We start from the raw sequence: 16,923 nt of genomic DNA, 5'->3' as shown, positions 1-16,923 counted from the left end.
ATAAATTAGTATTATTGCATATGCAATAAATCTCATATTATTTACTATTTCGTATGATTTTTCATCGATAAAAATGGTTGAATTTATTGCGGAAAATAAATAGAAGTTAAATCTAAGTAGACATCTCAACCAAATGATTCAAGATGAAAAAATTACTGATTTATCCTATTTAAAGGAGATGTCGGGAAACGATAACGGTATTATTGTTGAAATGATAGATATTTTTTTGGAACAAATTCCTGAATTTGAAAACGAAATATCATCTCATTATAAAGCCCGGGATTGGCAGGAATTAGGAGCAATTGCCCACAAGGCAAAATCATCGGTTAGAACATTGGGAATGGAAACTACAGGAAAATGTCTAGAGCAATTGGAACATTTTTCCAAAGGAAATCTCAAGTTTGAACTACAGACAAAAAAAGAAAATGGGATTGAATTTAGTCTTAAAGATGAGAAGAATTGGTTGAATGTAAAAAACGAAAGCACCAACGACATCAAACTAGCTATAATCCCCAAATTAGTTGAGCAATTTTTAGCTCATTGTCCTATAGCTATTAAAGAACTAAAAAAAGATATGGACCAACTTTAATTACGAATACATTATCCTACAACTATGAATATAGAGACTAAACATGTAAACACTATCACCATAATGAAATTAGGTGATACTGATCGTTTGTATGCTCTTAATGCAAATATTGCTAAAGAGAAAATGAATGAAATTCTTAGTCAATCTAAAACCCAATTGGTTATTGATTTAGAAAAAATTAATTTTATTGACAGCTCTGGCTTTGGGGCTCTTCTATCTGCTCTTAAAACTTCAAAAGAACACAAAAGTTCTATCAAGCTTTGTAATATTAATCATGAAGTTATGGAACTCATAGAATTGATGCAATTGGATTCTATTTTTGATATTTTTCAAGATCAAGCCACCTGTGTAAATAGCTTTTTGTCAAAAGAATAGTTTGATTTTATGCCCAAAGCCTCGCCGAGTATACTAGTTGTTGACGACGACATAGTAATTCTTAAGTTTATTGAGTTTTCTCTAAAAGGCTTAGGATACCAAACTACTCTTGCAAAAAATGGAAAAGAAGCTATTGACAAATCGAAGAGCCAACATTTCGATTTAATTATATCAGATTTAAACATGCCATTAATGGATGGCAATGAACTTGTTAAAAGACTACGTCAAACACCAGAATATCGGCACACGCCTTTTATTTTCCTATCGGAAAACACCAAAGAAGAAACCTGGATTAAAAATTTAAATGATGGTGCTGATGATTTCATCACAAAACCAATCAAACAAAAGATTTTCATTTCGAAAATAAATTCTCATTTAAAAAAGGCAAACCTAAGAAAAGACATTCTTGACGGATCAAGAAAAGACAACATTAGCTACGAAAAAGGCAATCTTATTTATTGTGCAAATAGAAAGAAACCTTTCCCTCTTCCCAGGAAATACCTCAAAACAAATATTACAAGTGTTTATACAGGCTCTGATTTTTTCATGGCACTTCAAGACACTAACACTTGGGGTATTATCATAGACGACAAAGCTGATTGGGCACTGGAAATTTTGAATAAAATCACCGAGGTTGTTTCGAGTCACATACCACTAAACATGCTCATTAGCAAGTCTGATGACATGGATCAACTGGAGAAATTTTTGCAGTATAAAATCAGTAATTTACTTTTTAAAGATCTAAATCCAAAAATTCTTATTCACCAAATCAATTCCATTATACAACGAGAATCTGATCTTAAAAATAAGTACCTAAACGCACTTAACTCGGCAGCAAAAAGATCTCCAATTCGTTTCGAAAATGAATTTCAGGATACCATACAAGATTTCAACATTCAGATATTAAACGAACCTTACGACAAATTACCTGGAGGCGACTACTATGAAATTATTGATGTAGATCAGAACAGGAAAATAATTGTTTTGGGCGATGTGATGGGAAAAAAATGGGATGCCTGGTTCTTTGTTCCTGCCTATATTGCCTATATCCGAAGTACTATTAACTTTTTCATCAACCGACAAGAGCTTGACTTTGTTGAATCGCCTGGTAAATTTCTAGATATCATCAATGAATATCTTTTCAAAGACATTCAATTAGCCGAGGTATTCACCACCTTAAATATCATATCCGTTTGCACCACTTCTAATCAAATTAGTATTGCTTCAGCTGGCGCTTTGCGTCCTTTCTATTATAACGGAGTTGAAAAAACAATTTCACAACTAAATATTGTAGGAACACTATTGGGAGTTGTAAAAGATGGAAAATACCAGAGTCTAATTCAGGAATTTAACAAAGGTGATAAACTACTATTTTATACCGATGGATACACCGAAGCTATAAACGACAAAAATGGCGAAATGATTGGTGATGAAGCTATGTTTTACATTCTTGATGGTAACAAAGAAAAAGAAATCATTCTACCCAAAGATATTGAATGGGAACTGACGCATACTTACAATGTTTCAAAATTTGATGACGATCGCACCCTACTTTTACTTCAAAGAAATTAATCTAAAAGTTCCTTTTTCTGCATAGTTTTTTTCACTTTTGCAGCTAAACTCTGAAAAAATGCATTTGAACGAAATAATGGGATGGATGGGAAGCATTCTTTTTGCCATTTGTGCTCTCCCTCAAGTAATCCACACTTTTAAAACAAAAAAAACAGATGACCTGAATGAACTATTTTTATGGCTTTGGTTTTGGGGCGAAGTATTTACTCTTTGCTATGTTTTTATGGATGATATAGCGAACAAAATCTACCACATTCCACTATATTTCAACTATATATTTAACCTTCTTATGCTTTTTTATTTGGTTTACGCCAAATACACCTACAATTCAAAACCTACAGTACTAAACAAACTCAAAAAACAAATAAAACGATCTAATTAATTGTTTAATAAAGTGAGAAGAAATATTCAAACTTCTCACTTCTTACTACTCCTCTAGTGTCTTGAATATTTTTCCTTGATACGTTTTCTTATTTCAGATGAATCCTCTGACAATAGATATTTCCGGGTAGAATCGGGTAAAAAATCCATAACCTCATCAAGTTGATCTTCTCTGATTGCCTGTCGTATTTTTAATGCTGAAATGTAATTACCTTCACTCCCATCTGTAATTCTGGGAATCTCAAGCACCTCCACACCATTGCCTGGCAAATACTTAAGCATAGCCTCGTTATAAGCTGCTGTTACAGGAGAATACATTTCAGTCCCAACATATCTTCTGGTAATATTTAATATGGGTACAATGTAGTTCAAAAAGGTAATCACATCTAATTCAGCTTGCTTGGCCGCGATATCGCATTTTTTTTCATCCTTCAAAAAATAGCACGGGAAAATAGTCCCTGAAACAACATAATTTCCACCTTTAACCATAACCAGATTTTTGAGGTATCCTAAATCCTCTTGAATTAGGCGCCAGCGAATGTCAAAGGTAAACGAAGAACGATCCTCCTCCACAATAAACAGGTAAACCAAACGGTTTTCGGCACAAGCCTTTTCAATTAGAAATTTATGTCCCTTGGTGTATGGATTGCAATTTACGACAATGGATGCAATACTCCCGACATTTACTTCCCGTTTTATGGATCGAAGATACTCCTGATAAGTTCGAATATTTTCGTAACCAAATTCCAAAACCGAAAACAGGGGTTCTGCGGTTGCAATTTCAGTAAAACCCAAACCTTTAAAAACCTCGAGGTTACGTGGTTTTGTGTATACAAAAATATGTTTATGCTCCAAAATAACGAGCTCGATTAAATGTGTTACAATTTGAGCAAAGGCAGCACCTTCGCGAAATTTGGGGCAAACAGCTACGTATTTAAGCACTCTACCTTTAAACGATCCCGTGCCAATCACCTCTGAATTCAAATTGTAAAGAATCATAGTATAATCAACATCTTCTGGATTGAAATCAAACCCTAAAATTTCTAAAAATTCCGAGACCAACTTAATATCAAAGGGATTATTCAAATCCAAAGATTCTTCCCTGTAATCTGTATTCTCAACTCCCATCCTTATTTGCGTTTATGTAAGTATTTGTTTGTGTTTTCTGTGTTCTACGATTTCAAGATTCAATAACAAACACCCTACAAAAAACAAACATTTCGATCAACATATTATGAACAATGTTTATTTTAAGTAGAAGCATGATAAATGTAATTTATTAATCAATTTTGATTCGTAGAAATAGCCATTGATTTGTATTTTTTATTTACCATGAAAATAAAATAGGAAACTGCAAGCAAGTCGGCCGAACCTCCTGGCGATATGCTGGTTTTCTGGCAATAGTCTATCAATTTCTGATAACTTAACTGAAACGACTCTCCTTCATGTTTATGAAATGCCTCTAAAGCAAGACTCTGTAGTTCCTCCAGCACATTTTCTCCTTTTCGATACAAAATATTACTATCCTTATTGTGTGCAATTAAAACAAGAAGTGTCTGAGTAAGACCTTTTTGGATAAACTCATCGGTTTCACACTTTGTATTTTCAAAATAAGAGGTTAATACGGGAATTGCATACTTAAAAACACAAGGAAGACCAGCTTGAATTTCTCCCCGAATGCCTTTTCCTTTTTCTCCAAATTTTTCGAAACACACTTCTCCATGTGTTTTTTTATTTGAATACAGTTTCTTTCCTAATTCATTTTCCACCAAATCTCCATTCAATTCCTTTATTAAATGAACAAACGAGAGATAAGAAAAGTTGCGGTTTTTAATCAGATAAGCACAAGAAAACAACGAGAACCCTATTAAAAATATAGCGCCTTTATGCGTATTTACATCATTGGTTTCACTAAACATATCCTCCTCCATCTGCAAGCCAATCTGTCTTAATTTTGGCAATGCTTCTCTACTATTGGCTGAAGAAAAATCAAATCCAAATTCAGCAATTTCCTTAAAATAAACAGAAATAACAGCACTCGAATTTAAAAACACAGTAAAATCCATATCAGAATGAGAACCATTAGAAAAACGATCTACCAAACCCGGTTTTGGCGACAAAGCCACTTCGTGGAGAAGGGCTTTCAGAGCAAAGGCTGACAAATCTTTACACAGCCTATTCTTTCTTCTACTTTCTAAAAAGATAGTAAGATCTTGCTCAATAATTTGTCTCATTTCTGCAAATTCATGAGTTTGCATCCTCATGCAATAAACCGCTGGATGTTGGTTACAGAAATAACAATTTTTAGCTTTCCCAGATGATATTGGATTCCCCTTTTCATCAGTAATATCAACATCCAGGAGCCTGCCTAAGCTATGTTCACTTTCGAATTGCTCGCTAATTTCTTTTAAGTTATCAGCTGATATTTTCTGATTGGGCACAGATACCAAATAAAAGTCGCCTGCTGCATCCGAACGATTTATTTCACTTTCTGGATCAATTACAATTCGATGAGAGAGCAAAAAGCGTTTCAAATCCGATAAACACTCCTCAAAAAACGAATGAATCAATTCATTAGATTTTGGAATTCCAGGAATATTCACTGTTAAACTAATAGAATAATCTCCCTCACCAGCCATCATCAATCTTTCCTGAGCACGACTCTCTTTGGCTTTTAAAATATTCTTCACAACTATCTCCATTGGGATCAGTTCCTATTTAAATACACCCCAAAAGTAGTAAACAATTAGGGTGTAAACTATATGATTTGAAAAGTATCTCTTTTACACAAGATTTGTCACATTATATATTACGTCGATAATGGTTCCATCTCTGTATTCAACTAAAGCAACAATTTTATCTCCCAATTGTTTTTCGGCCGGAATTCCGGTCATCATTTCAACTTCAGCTTTCAGATCGCAAATATCAACGACTTTAACTCCTGCTTTTTTAAGGGCAGCCGCCAAATTTGGTTTCGAAGGATTCACACACACACCTCTCTCGGTAACAATAACATCCACACTTTCTCCAGGGGTTACCACCGTATGAACACGATCTTTTACAATTGGCAATCGTCCACGAAACGAAGGACAAACAACAACGGTTAAATTCGCTCCTGAAGCAGTATCGGAGTGTCCTCCTGATGCTCCTCTAATTTCTCCGGATGCCCCAGTTATTACGTTTACATTGAAATCAACATCCACTTCAAGTGCACCCAATACCACCACATCTAATTTATTGGTCATCGACCCACAATTATTTGGATTTGCATACTGATCGCAAGTAATTTCGATGTGATTCGGATTGTTTAAAACAGAGGTACTTACAGCCGCATCGAACGACTGAACATCAAAAATAGAATGAAAGAGACCTTCATTCAACATATCCACACCATAAGAGGTTACCCCTCCAATCATAAAACTGCCAATAATTTCTTTCCGCTTCATATCTTCGCGAAGAAATTTAGCCACAGCCAAAGAAGCTCCTCCAGCTCCAACCTGAAAAGACATTTCATTTTTAAACAAGCCAGAATGTTCAATTACGGTTGCCGCAATTCGTGCAATACGCAAATCCATTGGCGAAGTAGTTATACGCGTTGTTCCGGATGCAATTTTTGTGGCATCACCAATACTATCTACTTTTACCACATAATCGATAAAATGCTGACGAATGGTACAAGGAACGCAAGGATAATCAACCAAATTATCTGTAACTATAATCACGTTTCGAGAATAACGAGCGTCAATATCTGCATAACCCATGGAACCAAATGCAGATGGACCATGTGCACCAGTAGCATTACCTTCCTCATCGGCGGCAGAAGCTGCTAAAACCGACAAATCAGGTTTAATTCTGCCCGTTAAGAAATCCCGTACACGCCCTCCGTGTGAATGAATTATTGCTGGATATTTTAATTTTCCCAAAGAAATTGCATCTCCCAATGCCCCTCTAATTCCTGATGAAAAGATTCTTGTAATCATACCTTTTTCGACATAAGGAACCAAACCATCATGAGCCGAAGTTAACGAAGAAGAGGCTAATGTGATATCCTTAATGCCCATGGCATCAAGAATTTCTATGGTTTTCATAAGTACGCCATCACCACCTCTTAAATGATGGTGAAAAGTAACAGTCATTCCGTCGAATGGATTGCATTTTTTTATGGCTACTTCCAAATTTGAACAAATTTTAGAAGCATGGGGTTTTTTTGCTTTTAAAGTTCGGGAAATATTAGTCGCCGGAACTTCATCTTTAATAATACTTTCCCATACTCCCTGGTAAGGAACTAGTTTTCCTAGCCCTTCTATATATTCAGGAATTTCAACTCCTATTGCATTTTTCATTTGTCTACTTATTTACGAATCCACATCTATAACTAACAGGCATGATTTTCAATCTCCTTTAAATCGATATTTGCATATTCTAAAACGGTAATTGCTCTTTGCACAACAGGAGCATCAACCATTTTACCATCGATGGCAAACACACCGATTCCGGCTTTTTTATTCTTATAAAACTCGGAATAAACCCGGTACGCTTTACGGATTTCATTTTCGGTTGGATTAAAAACCTGATGAACAACATCGACCTGACGCGGATTAATAAGTGCTTTACCTGCAAAACCAATTTTCTTGATGTATTCCGTTTCTTCACGTAAACCTTCATTATCGTTTACATCAGCAAAGATGGTATCCAGAACATCTAAATTGTTAGCTTTTCCTGCCATTACAATTCTTTTTCTGGCGTAATCAATTCCAACACCATCAGGAGTTTTTATAATCCCCATGTCAGCAGTTAAATCCTGCCCTCCTATTGTAATAGCGTCAATACGAGGATCCGCTGCTGCAATATCATAAACATTGGCAACTCCTTTTGCTGTTTCAATCATAACATGAATTGTCATGCTTGGATTTTCAATGCCATTTTCCTTTTCGATGCGACGAACTTCCGCCATAAATTCCTTCACATCTTCAACTGTTTCGGTTTTAGGAAATCGAATATTATCGGGCTGCAAAGGTACAATCTCCTTTAAGTCGGCTAAACAAAAAGGCGTGTGAAAATTATTAACACGAACGCACACTTCCGTATCGTAAAAATTAACTGTTTTTAGCATATTACGAACGAGAATTCTTGCTGCATCTTTTTGATTTAAGGCTACCGCATCTTCCAAATCGAGAAGAACAGCATCGCAACCGTAAACGCCTGCTTGCTGAATCATTGCCGGATTATTACCGGGAATGTATAACATTGATCGTCTTTTTTTCTTGGCCATTACATGGTTCCCTCCTGAATACCTAAAGATCGTTTAACTGCTGATTCAACTCGAGCTTCTATTGTTTGTGTTAATGCTCCTTTGTCTTTTGCAATAAGGTGCAAATCGCGAACTTTAAGCTTATCGAGCACTTGGTTTATTGTTTTTTTAATATCCTTTTCGAACTGTAACATTACAGTAGAAGAAATATCAACTTTGCGGCCAGCATTTTTCTCAAGAGGCTCGATCAAAATCATGATGTCGCTTGATTCAAATGTTCCAGCTTGCGCTTTAAACTTGGGTGTCATTGTTGGTAGATATTTATTAATTTATCCTGTCTGCTCTGAATTATTTAGTAATACAAATTTTAAGGTCTTTCGATACAATTCAAAGCACTTTCGCCTTTTTTTCCCTGTTACTATCGATGTTTAAAAACAGGAAATGGAAACGATTGCAAATCAGACTGTTGTTAAATAGCTAAAAGATCGTAAGTATTTCTTTTCCTTATATTTCCCTCAAAAAACAAGCTTTAATTCGCTAATTTTGCTATGAAATTTATTATGGCTCTACTTTTTACCTCTTTAAATAAAAAATAATTGTGAAATTCATTAAAAAAAAGACCCTGTTTATTAAAAATAAACAGGGTCTTTTTTTTAATGAATTTAAAGGAAAATACACACTTTTCTATTACGTCATATTTAATGCAGCAAATAAGTCTAATTGCTTCCTTTTTTAACGCGCTCCAACCAAAGAAACAGATGATATGGTATCTCCCATACCAACTAATGTGACTGGTTTTTCAATCAATATAGTTGGAACAGCGATCAAATCGAACTGATCGTTGCTGCATAAACCTGTTTCTAATAATTGATTTTCTCCAAAATAAGTAGTTGCTGTTTTTTGAAGATCGGATAGTTCCTGAAGTCCAACTTCTGATACTTGATGATCTTTAGCCCAAAGCAATACTTCTTTTTGATCTAAAGAACCTGTTCCGGCTTTTGCTGCAGCTACAGTAGCTGCCAATTGCATTCCGTTTCGGTTCTGAATGGGTGACACTTTGCAGTTTTTAGTTTGCAGAGTAAGATACAAACCAAACATATGCAATTGCATTCTGGAACATTTTGTGTATTCGTATATTTTTAACATTCCCTCGAAAAGATTCGAACTATTGGTATTTTCTTCACATTTTATCGCCAATTTTTCTTCCCCAATTACCTCTAAAATATCGATTAATTCTCGCTCATTAAAACCCAAGCTATCCACTTTTTCTACCAAACTATCCATTAAATGTTTACGAATTAGTTTATCCTGAGTGGAGGCAACTTCGAGGTGAAGAAAGCTATTGGGACAAGACTCTCTCCATTTTTCTATGATTTTCTTCGACTCATCGATTCGATCGGCTCCCTTAGATCCATCCTGAAGTTTTTCGTGTAACATTTGATATCCCGAAAGGATGATGTATTCAGGATTAACATCGTTTTGAGCCATTCTATTTGCAAAATTCTTATCGATATGCAATTTGAAATTCAAAGGATCGTAAGTCGCTATAAAACGATTTGCCTTGGGACAAACAAAGGTTTCTCCATTTAATTGTATGCTATCTCCTTTATCAAATTCAATGATCCAATGAATTAGAGCCAAATCAGAGGAGCGATCGACCTTAGAAGCCTGTTTAATGTCACCATTTTGATCGGTGGTAAGCAAATTTGGTAGATCTAGAAACAATTTTGCTTGGTCTTTGGGAGCTGATGCACAATGCACAAAAACGGAATTAACCCCACAAACAGCCATAACATTAGCTACAATACCGCCTTGGCCCCCCATCTGCATTTTATCGTAACCTACATTTTTATTTAACCATTCAAAAACATCAACATCTTCTATCAACCACTCTTCGGCAATTCCATTTTTAAAGCAATTCAAAAATCCTCGTATGGCATCTTCGTTAGAAGTAATACTATTTTCGCCTTCCCCAAGAATAAGTTTTGTATTTAAACTATTATCAGCAATTATCTTCTCTATTCCTTTGCCATTTACTTTAATCACGGCATCAACATTGGCGTTAAAGGCACTAATTAAGCCATTAATTTCGCCCATTTTATTCAATTGGTCAGGTGCTGTTTTATAATGTTCAAGCCACTGGGCTTTTAATTTAGTAAAAGACATAAGATGGTATTTTTGAGTTACAAGTTGAATTCTTCAATTCTATTTAATCAACAAAATAATACAATAAAATTTCAATAATTTAAAATCGCTATATAAAAGTGACAAAAAAAGAATGCAATGGTTTGAAATTACTAAAAAAATAAAAAAAACCTGCAGGAACGAATCCTTACAGGCTTTATATAAAACTTTTAAAACTTACTTTTTGATCTCATTTTTAAATGATAGTAGAGTGAGCAGGATTTTTAATTGCACCTACTTTCTCTTTTTACACCTTCGCTTCTCTATTTTGAAAAACCAATTCTCCATTTTTCACATCCAGCAGAATATGTTGATTCGACACAATAGTCTCTGATAAAATTTGCTTAGACAATTCATTTAATACTTGTTTTTGCAGTACTCTTTTTATAGGTCTGGCACCAAACTGAGGATCGAATCCAATATTTCCTAAATAATCCACTGCTTCTTCGCTCAAATCGATATGAATTTCATTCTTCAACAGCATTCTTTTTATCATTTCGAATTGCAAACGAACAATTTGTTTCACCTCTTCCCGATTTAACGGAGTAAATACAATGGTTTCATCAATACGATTTAGAAACTCAGGACGAATTGTTTTCTTTAGCAAATTCAGTACTTCTTCGCGAACTTCCACAAGCAACTCTTCTTTATTTAGCTCTGTTATTCTAGCAATTTTTTCCTGAATAAGATGGGAACCAACATTTGAAGTCATGATCACGATTGTATTTTTAAAATCGACCACACGTCCTTTATTATCGGTTAAACGTCCATCATCAAGCACTTGCAACAGAATATTAAAAACATCGGGGTGAGCTTTCTCAATCTCATCGAGCAAAACCACCGAATATGGTTTCCTACGAACTGCCTCTGTCAATTGACCACCTTCATCGTATCCTACATATCCCGGAGGCGCTCCAATCAATCTCGATACAGAATGCCTTTCCTGATATTCAGACATGTCGATACGCGTCATGTGGTTCTCATCGTCGAATAAAAACTCGGCCAATGCCTTTGCCAATTCTGTTTTACCCACTCCTGTGGTTCCTAAAAAAATGAATGAACCAATAGGTCTTTTGGCATCTTGCAAACCAGCTCTACTTCTTCTAACAGCATCGGCAATTGCAATTATAGCTTCGTCCTGGCCAACAACTCTCTTATGAAGTTCATGTTCCAAGCCAAGCAATTTTTGACGTTCACTTTTAAGCATTCTGTTTACAGGAATTCCAGTCCAACGCGAAACCACATAAGCAATATCTTCCATTCCAACGACCTCTTTAATCATGGCATCGGAATTCTGATTGATTTTCAACTGCTCACTCAACTCCTTAATTATCTCTTCAACCTCCTTTACTCTTCCGTAACGAATTTCGGCAACTTTGGCATAATCTCCTTCTCTTTCAGCTTTCTCGGCCTCATATTTCAAATTCTCTAGCTCTTCCTTATTCTTTTGAATGCCATCGATAACTTCTCGTTCGGCTTCCCATTTGGCTCGATAACGATTTCTTTCATCGTTTAATTCTGCGATTTCTCTGGATAAATCTTCAACTTTTCTTTTATCTCCTTCCCTCTGAATGGCCATGCGTTCAATCTCCAATTGCTTGATACGTCTTTCGATCTCATCCAATTCTTCAGGCAAGGAATTCATTTCCAAACGAATTTTTGCGGCAGCCTCATCAATCAAGTCAATAGCCTTATCGGGTAAAAAACGATCGGAAATATAACGTTGCGAAAGTTCTACCGCAGCAATAATCGCCTCATCTTTAATTTGTACCTTATGATGATTTTCATAACGTTCCTTTAATCCTCTCAGAATTGAAATTGCGCTTAAAGTATCTGGTTCATTCACCATTACTTTTTGAAAACGTCTTTCCAAGGCTTTATCTTTCTCGAAATATTTCTGATATTCATCAAGAGTTGTAGCTCCAATAGCACGCAAATCGCCTCGAGCAAGAGCAGGTTTTAAAATATTGGCGGCATCCATAGCTCCTTCGCCTTTTCCAGCTCCAATAAGGGTATGAATTTCATCAATAAATAGAACAATTTCGCCATTGGCGTCAACCACCTCTTTCACTACTGCTTTTAAACGTTCCTCAAACTCTCCTTTGTATTTTGCACCTGCAATAAGAGCACCCATATCCAAGGAAAAAACCTGTTTATTTTTCAAATTATCAGGCACATCACCTTTTACAATTCGATGAGCCAAGCCTTCGGCAATAGCCGTTTTACCAACTCCTGGTTCTCCGATTAAAATCGGATTATTCTTCGTCCTTCGCGATAAAATCTGCAGAATCCTACGAATTTCCTCATCTCGACCAATTACCGGATCCAATTTGCCATCCCGAGCTCGTTCATTTAAGTTGATGGCAAATCTTCGCAAAGAATCGAAAGTATCTTCTGCTGTTTGAGAATCCACTTTTGCTCCTTTTCTTAGCTCTCCAATGGCTATTTTGAGGTCTTTCTCATTGATCTGATTATCCTTTAATAAATTAAAAATTTGATCTTTTCCTTTTAAAAGACCTAACAATATGTGCTCAAGGGAAACAAACTGATCGCCCATTTGCTTTGAAAAGGTAGTCGCAGCCTGTAAAGCTGCGGTAGCTTCTCTCGATAAATAAGGCTCTCCACCAGTCACCTTTGGATAACTTTCCAAAATACGATCGAGCACCGCTGAAAATTGTTCTACATTTACCCCCAACTTCTTGAACAGAAAACTGGAAATATTCTCTCCTTCCAACAAAACACCTTTTAAAATGTGTCCTGTATCAACGGCCTGTTGCTGCTTACCAGAAGCAATCTGGAAAGCTTTTTCGATAGCCTGCTGCGATTTAATTGTAAAATTGTTATAGTTCATGATTTTGAATTTACACTTTCTTATTGCACAAGAATAGATATTAGTGTGCATTTCGAACTTAAACTAGCAAAAGATCTACCAATTTTTTAAACCAAGCATAAAACGGTAAGTATGTCGCAGTAAAAATAAAAAACACAGTCATTCTGACACACTTCCAGCAACTTACCTGAAAAAATTTCCGATCTATTAGTAAACAAATAAAAAAGCATAAGGACATGTGGATATTTATATATATTTACTAAAAATCATTAAAACAAATATTATTATGAAAGCAACAACAAGCTGGACAAAACAAACAACCTCTATAGCTACCAACCATAGAGGACATGAGGTGATTCTAGATCTTCCAGAAGAAAAAGGAGGTGTAAATCATGGTGCAACCGCATTGGAATTGTGTTTAATGAGTTACTCTGGTTGCATAAACACAATATTCAATATGATTGCTCAAAAAATGAGAATTGAATTTACGGCTCTTGAAGTAGAAACAACTGGGGAACAAAACAATAACGCCCCAACATTTACCCATATCAACATAGAGTTAAGAATAGATTCTGATGCTAGTGATGTGAAAATTCAGAAATGCCTTGACGAAACCTTAAAAACTTGCCCTGTAGGAATTCTTTTTCAGCAAGCAGGAGTAAAAACGATCTATAAAATTATTAAAATGGAAAATGCATAAGCATCCCCTACTAAAGAACTTCTAATCCCTTGCCAAACAAGGGATTTTTTTTGCACGCAAAAGTATTAACAAATCGTTAACGCCATCACAAGCAAATACTTAGTTGAATATTGAAAAATTAAAGACTTCTTTGTATTATATTTTATTGAAAACATTTAAGCGCATGAAAAAATTATTAGTAGCAAGTTTATTACTCATTAGCATTACGAGTTTTGGTCAGGATTTAAAAAGTAAGATTTTAGAAGGACAGAAAGCGCCTATGTTTAAGGCTGTAGACCAAAACGGAAAAACAATCTCGAGCAAAGAAATCTTAAAAAACGAACAACTAATTTTGGTATTCTACCGTGGTCAATGGTGTCCATATTGCAACAAACAGTTGTCTCATTTGCAAGATCACATTAGTGAATTTAAACAAGCTGGAGCTAGATTAATAGCAATATCACCAGAAACACTTGTAGGAATTGAAAAAACAATTGGCAAAACTAATGCAGAGTATTCTATTCTTCATGATGAAAACAACAAAATCATGAAACGATATGGCGTTGATTTTGTGTTGCCTCAAAAAACACAAGAAAAATACAAAGAATATGGAATTGATTTAACTATTGCTAATGGAAATGATGAACAAATTCTTCCTGTTCCTGCCACATATGTTATCGGAAAAGATGGAATCGTAAAATACGTTCAATACGATCCTAATTACAAAAATCGCTCGAATGCAGAAGAAATTTTGAAGCATTTGTAAATCAATTTTACAGATAAAATGGTCATTATGCAGAAGCTTAATGACCATCTTTTTATCCTGAAAAGGAACTCTTCCCTATTCTTTAAATAATCCTTTTGTTGTAAATTCTATAATTTCTTGGCGACATATTGAAATGCTGTTTAAACACACGATAGAAGTATCCTATATTTCCGAAACCACAGTCTGAAGCAATTATTTTTACTGAAGAATCAGTCATCACTAATAATTGTGCGGCATATTTTATTTTTGCCTGATTCATTGTATCCGTTAAGGTTTTTCCAGTATTCTTTTTTAAAATACGATTACAATGATCGAGGGATCTATTTGTTAAAGACAAGAAACCATCTACTCCTTGTTTAAACATAACTGGAGAATTATAATTTTCCAAAGCAGATTTAAGCCAATAAGGCATTTCAGAATCTAAACTTTCGTAGGACGGCTCAAGAATTTCAAAAATAATAAGGAGTAATCGATCCAAATGAATATTATTCTTTGTTTGATTAATCATACGATCCACTTTTCCACTTAACAAAGACAACTCATCTTTGGGAATCCGAAAACTAAATGGCAAATGGCTTTTATTCCAAAAATAAAAGTTTGTATCTGCAAAATATCTCGATCGAAAGTAATCTAAAGTGCTAGTTTTAAATGCCAGATTGGTAATTGTTAAACCCTTGATCGCCGATTTTGCAATAAAAGTATGCTTATCTTTTGGTCGAATAGTGCATAAATAACCTGGTGAAATATTAATTTTATCTCCATTGATCAAATGAAAGCCTTCTCCTTCTTCAATCCAGAAAATCTCTGCATAGTCATGCGTATGCATATGAAGATCTCCATTTGAATGCAAGGTTATTCGCGCTAGATGAAAGGCTTCTTTTGGATCGGCAAGAAAAGAATCTAAATAAAATTTCATAGTATCTTTTATAGATTTGCTCATTCCAAAATAGCATTTTTATTCAAAAAAAAGAGCTGAATTAAAAAACAGCCCAATCAAAAATATAATTTCCAAGTTTAGTTCAAACCCAAATTTTTCTTCAGTTTATCAGAATCGAATGATTTTTTAGCAAATGGATGCGCTTCGGTGTTGAACACGTAATCATCCAAATTAAATTCTCCTGTTTCTTCAGTAAATGTCAAATACAAATACTTCATTGTCTCTGCAAAGAAAAAGGTTGGCATGTAGTCTTTCTTTTCCATTGTTCTCACATCTTCAACTGATGAAAACGCCACATCTGTTCTACAATACTTTTTGATATCATACCAATATTTATCGACCATATTGTAGTACTTCTTCTTGCCCGTAATGTGATATAAATAGTATGCCGATTCAATAATTTCTGGATTTAAATCGTAAACAGGATAAGTTGGTTCTCCCCGTTCGTAATCGTAAATCATAGGTTCTAAACCATACTTATTCCATAATCCATTCCAAGTATTCTGCGTTTTCTCAGCTCTTTTTATATCTCCATCTAAAGCCAAAATCGACGGAAAGAAAGCATCGTATAAGGTTACAATACTCGCAAATTGTCTTCCACTGTGAGGATCGATACAATCTCTTACGCCAGTAATCATATTAACACGACCATACCACAATGTGGAATCGCTTTCCTCGGCAACATGTTTATTAATAGCTTCAATACTTTTGTTCCACATTTTCCGAGAATCCTTATCGCCAAAAAGAGACATACTTTTATACAAGTACTCATAATATGAATCTGCTCCAGCACAAATATGTGAATGATCGTTCAGCCACTTTCCCGTTTCTACATCAATTAAATCAGCAACCAAATTCAATTCAGATCTACGCTCCCAAACCGCCATATTGGCTTTTTTAGCTGTTTGATAGTAAACTGGATTTCCTGTATAGTAACTCAAAATTCCCAATTCGAACATATAGGAAGCAGCTTCGGCCAAATTGATTTTAGCTCCTTTGGTTTCACCAGTTTTCAGATTTACCCAATAGTAAGGTAATCCGGTTGGTGAATCGAAAGCCTTCAACATTCTTTGTCCAAAATCCTCAGCTTTTTCAAGAATTTCAGGTTTTGGATTGTATTCGTACATGGCCAATAAACCACCCATTATTCGAATATTAACTTCAAAAGTTTTTACGAATAAATCTTTATCCCAACTAATGCTGTCCAATAAATAATCTTCAACTTCTTTTGCTTGTTCATCTAAACCCATTACTTTCATTGTGCTATAGGCATCAATTGGTGAAATGTGCAATGATTCCTTATACCAATCTTGATATGATTTAGAAAGTGGTAGTAGTACATCGTGTCCCCAAGCATAC

15 protein-coding genes are annotated in these 16,923 nt (G+C 35.0%); 6 read left to right on the top strand and 9 right to left on the bottom strand.

What is annotated here, in order from left to right; translation table 11 throughout:
• Window positions 1-133: 133 nt before the first annotated feature.
• From ABYT26_RS11880 to ABYT26_RS11865, 4 genes are read left to right on the top strand one after another with little or no spacing between them, the layout of a single operon-like run.
• Window positions 134-589 (top strand): Hpt domain-containing protein, encoded by a 456-nt coding sequence (locus ABYT26_RS11880; protein WP_372754140.1) that lies wholly within the window; start codon window positions 134-136, stop codon window positions 587-589.
• Between the two features lie 24 nt (window positions 590-613).
• Window positions 614-964 carry an STAS domain-containing protein gene (locus ABYT26_RS11875; RefSeq protein WP_372754138.1) on the top strand — a complete coding sequence of 117 codons (351 nt, stop codon included), beginning with the start codon at window positions 614-616 and terminating at the stop codon, window positions 962-964.
• A 9-nt stretch (window positions 965-973) separates the two neighbouring features.
• A complete protein-coding gene (locus ABYT26_RS11870; RefSeq protein WP_372754136.1) occupies window positions 974-2,536 on the top strand; it encodes a response regulator in 1,563 nt (520 codons plus the stop codon).
• Between the two features lie 58 nt (window positions 2,537-2,594).
• On the top strand, window positions 2,595-2,918 hold the full coding sequence (locus tag ABYT26_RS11865; protein WP_372754134.1) for a PQ-loop domain-containing transporter: 324 nt from the start codon (window positions 2,595-2,597) through the stop codon (window positions 2,916-2,918).
• 53 nt (window positions 2,919-2,971) lie between these two features.
• Here the strand turns inward: ABYT26_RS11865 and ABYT26_RS11860 are convergent, their stop codons facing one another.
• From ABYT26_RS11860 to clpB, 7 genes are all read right to left on the bottom strand, one after another.
• Entirely contained in the window at window positions 2,972-4,045 is a 1,074-nt protein-coding gene (locus ABYT26_RS11860; RefSeq protein WP_372754132.1) for a hypothetical protein, read from the bottom strand.
• A gap of 155 nt (window positions 4,046-4,200) precedes the next feature.
• Window positions 4,201-5,619, bottom strand: coding sequence for a triphosphoribosyl-dephospho-CoA synthase (locus tag ABYT26_RS11855; RefSeq protein WP_372754130.1), 1,419 nt, complete (start codon window positions 5,617-5,619; stop codon window positions 4,201-4,203).
• An 81-nt stretch (window positions 5,620-5,700) separates the two neighbouring features.
• Window positions 5,701-7,260, bottom strand: coding sequence for a citrate lyase subunit alpha (gene citF / locus ABYT26_RS11850; RefSeq protein ID WP_372754128.1), 1,560 nt, complete (start codon window positions 7,258-7,260; stop codon window positions 5,701-5,703).
• 32 nt (window positions 7,261-7,292) lie between these two features.
• Window positions 7,293-8,165 carry a CoA ester lyase gene (locus ABYT26_RS11845; protein ID WP_372754126.1) on the bottom strand — a complete coding sequence of 291 codons (873 nt, stop codon included), beginning with the start codon at window positions 8,163-8,165 and terminating at the stop codon, window positions 7,293-7,295.
• A gap of 23 nt (window positions 8,166-8,188) precedes the next feature.
• Window positions 8,189-8,476, bottom strand: coding sequence for a citrate lyase acyl carrier protein (citD, locus tag ABYT26_RS11840; RefSeq protein WP_372754124.1), 288 nt, complete (start codon window positions 8,474-8,476; stop codon window positions 8,189-8,191).
• 424 nt (window positions 8,477-8,900) lie between these two features.
• Entirely contained in the window at window positions 8,901-10,334 is a 1,434-nt protein-coding gene (locus ABYT26_RS11835) for an ADP-dependent glucokinase/phosphofructokinase (RefSeq protein WP_372754122.1), read from the bottom strand.
• 265 nt (window positions 10,335-10,599) lie between these two features.
• Entirely contained in the window at window positions 10,600-13,203 is a 2,604-nt protein-coding gene (gene clpB / locus ABYT26_RS11830) for an ATP-dependent chaperone ClpB (protein WP_372754120.1), read from the bottom strand.
• A 265-nt stretch (window positions 13,204-13,468) separates the two neighbouring features.
• Between clpB and ABYT26_RS11825 the strand changes: the two genes are divergently transcribed.
• Window positions 13,469-13,882 (top strand): OsmC family protein, encoded by a 414-nt coding sequence (locus ABYT26_RS11825; RefSeq protein WP_372754118.1) that lies wholly within the window; start codon window positions 13,469-13,471, stop codon window positions 13,880-13,882.
• 163 nt (window positions 13,883-14,045) lie between these two features.
• Window positions 14,046-14,627 (top strand): peroxiredoxin-like family protein, encoded by a 582-nt coding sequence (locus ABYT26_RS11820; RefSeq protein WP_372754116.1) that lies wholly within the window; start codon window positions 14,046-14,048, stop codon window positions 14,625-14,627.
• Window positions 14,628-14,709: 82 nt separating this feature from the next.
• Here the strand turns inward: ABYT26_RS11820 and ABYT26_RS11815 are convergent, their stop codons facing one another.
• Window positions 14,710-15,543 carry a helix-turn-helix domain-containing protein gene (locus tag ABYT26_RS11815; RefSeq protein WP_372754114.1) on the bottom strand — a complete coding sequence of 278 codons (834 nt, stop codon included), beginning with the start codon at window positions 15,541-15,543 and terminating at the stop codon, window positions 14,710-14,712.
• A gap of 98 nt (window positions 15,544-15,641) precedes the next feature.
• A partial coding sequence (locus ABYT26_RS11810; RefSeq protein WP_372754112.1) for a glycoside hydrolase family 47 protein occupies window positions 15,642-16,923 on the bottom strand: 1,282 nt, incomplete at its 5' end.

The sequence above is a fragment of the Labilibaculum sp. genome (assembly GCF_041595635.1).
Classification (GTDB): Bacteria; Bacteroidota; Bacteroidia; order Bacteroidales; family Marinifilaceae; genus Labilibaculum.
The sequence above is the reverse complement of the archived record's forward strand: the minus strand, read 5'-3'. Positions and strand labels throughout refer to the sequence as shown.

Coding starts and splice junctions, on each gene's coding strand:
- ABYT26_RS11880 (WP_372754140.1), top strand. CDS start 134: ATGATTCAAGATGAAAAAATTACTGATTTATCCTATTTAAAGGAGATG.
- ABYT26_RS11875 (WP_372754138.1), top strand. CDS start 614: ATGAATATAGAGACTAAACATGTAAACACTATCACCATAATGAAATTA.
- ABYT26_RS11870 (WP_372754136.1), top strand. CDS start 974: ATGCCCAAAGCCTCGCCGAGTATACTAGTTGTTGACGACGACATAGTA.
- ABYT26_RS11865 (WP_372754134.1), top strand. CDS start 2,595: ATGCATTTGAACGAAATAATGGGATGGATGGGAAGCATTCTTTTTGCC.
- ABYT26_RS11860 (WP_372754132.1), bottom strand. CDS start 4,045: ATGGGAGTTGAGAATACAGATTACAGGGAAGAATCTTTGGATTTGAAT.
- ABYT26_RS11855 (WP_372754130.1), bottom strand. CDS start 5,619: ATGGAGATAGTTGTGAAGAATATTTTAAAAGCCAAAGAGAGTCGTGCT.
- citF (WP_372754128.1), bottom strand. CDS start 7,260: ATGAAAAATGCAATAGGAGTTGAAATTCCTGAATATATAGAAGGGCTA.
- ABYT26_RS11845 (WP_372754126.1), bottom strand. CDS start 8,165: ATGTTATACATTCCCGGTAATAATCCGGCAATGATTCAGCAAGCAGGC.
- citD (WP_372754124.1), bottom strand. CDS start 8,476: ATGACACCCAAGTTTAAAGCGCAAGCTGGAACATTTGAATCAAGCGAC.
- ABYT26_RS11835 (WP_372754122.1), bottom strand. CDS start 10,334: ATGTCTTTTACTAAATTAAAAGCCCAGTGGCTTGAACATTATAAAACA.
- clpB (WP_372754120.1), bottom strand. CDS start 13,203: ATGAACTATAACAATTTTACAATTAAATCGCAGCAGGCTATCGAAAAA.
- ABYT26_RS11825 (WP_372754118.1), top strand. CDS start 13,469: ATGAAAGCAACAACAAGCTGGACAAAACAAACAACCTCTATAGCTACC.
- ABYT26_RS11820 (WP_372754116.1), top strand. CDS start 14,046: ATGAAAAAATTATTAGTAGCAAGTTTATTACTCATTAGCATTACGAGT.
- ABYT26_RS11815 (WP_372754114.1), bottom strand. CDS start 15,543: ATGAAATTTTATTTAGATTCTTTTCTTGCCGATCCAAAAGAAGCCTTT.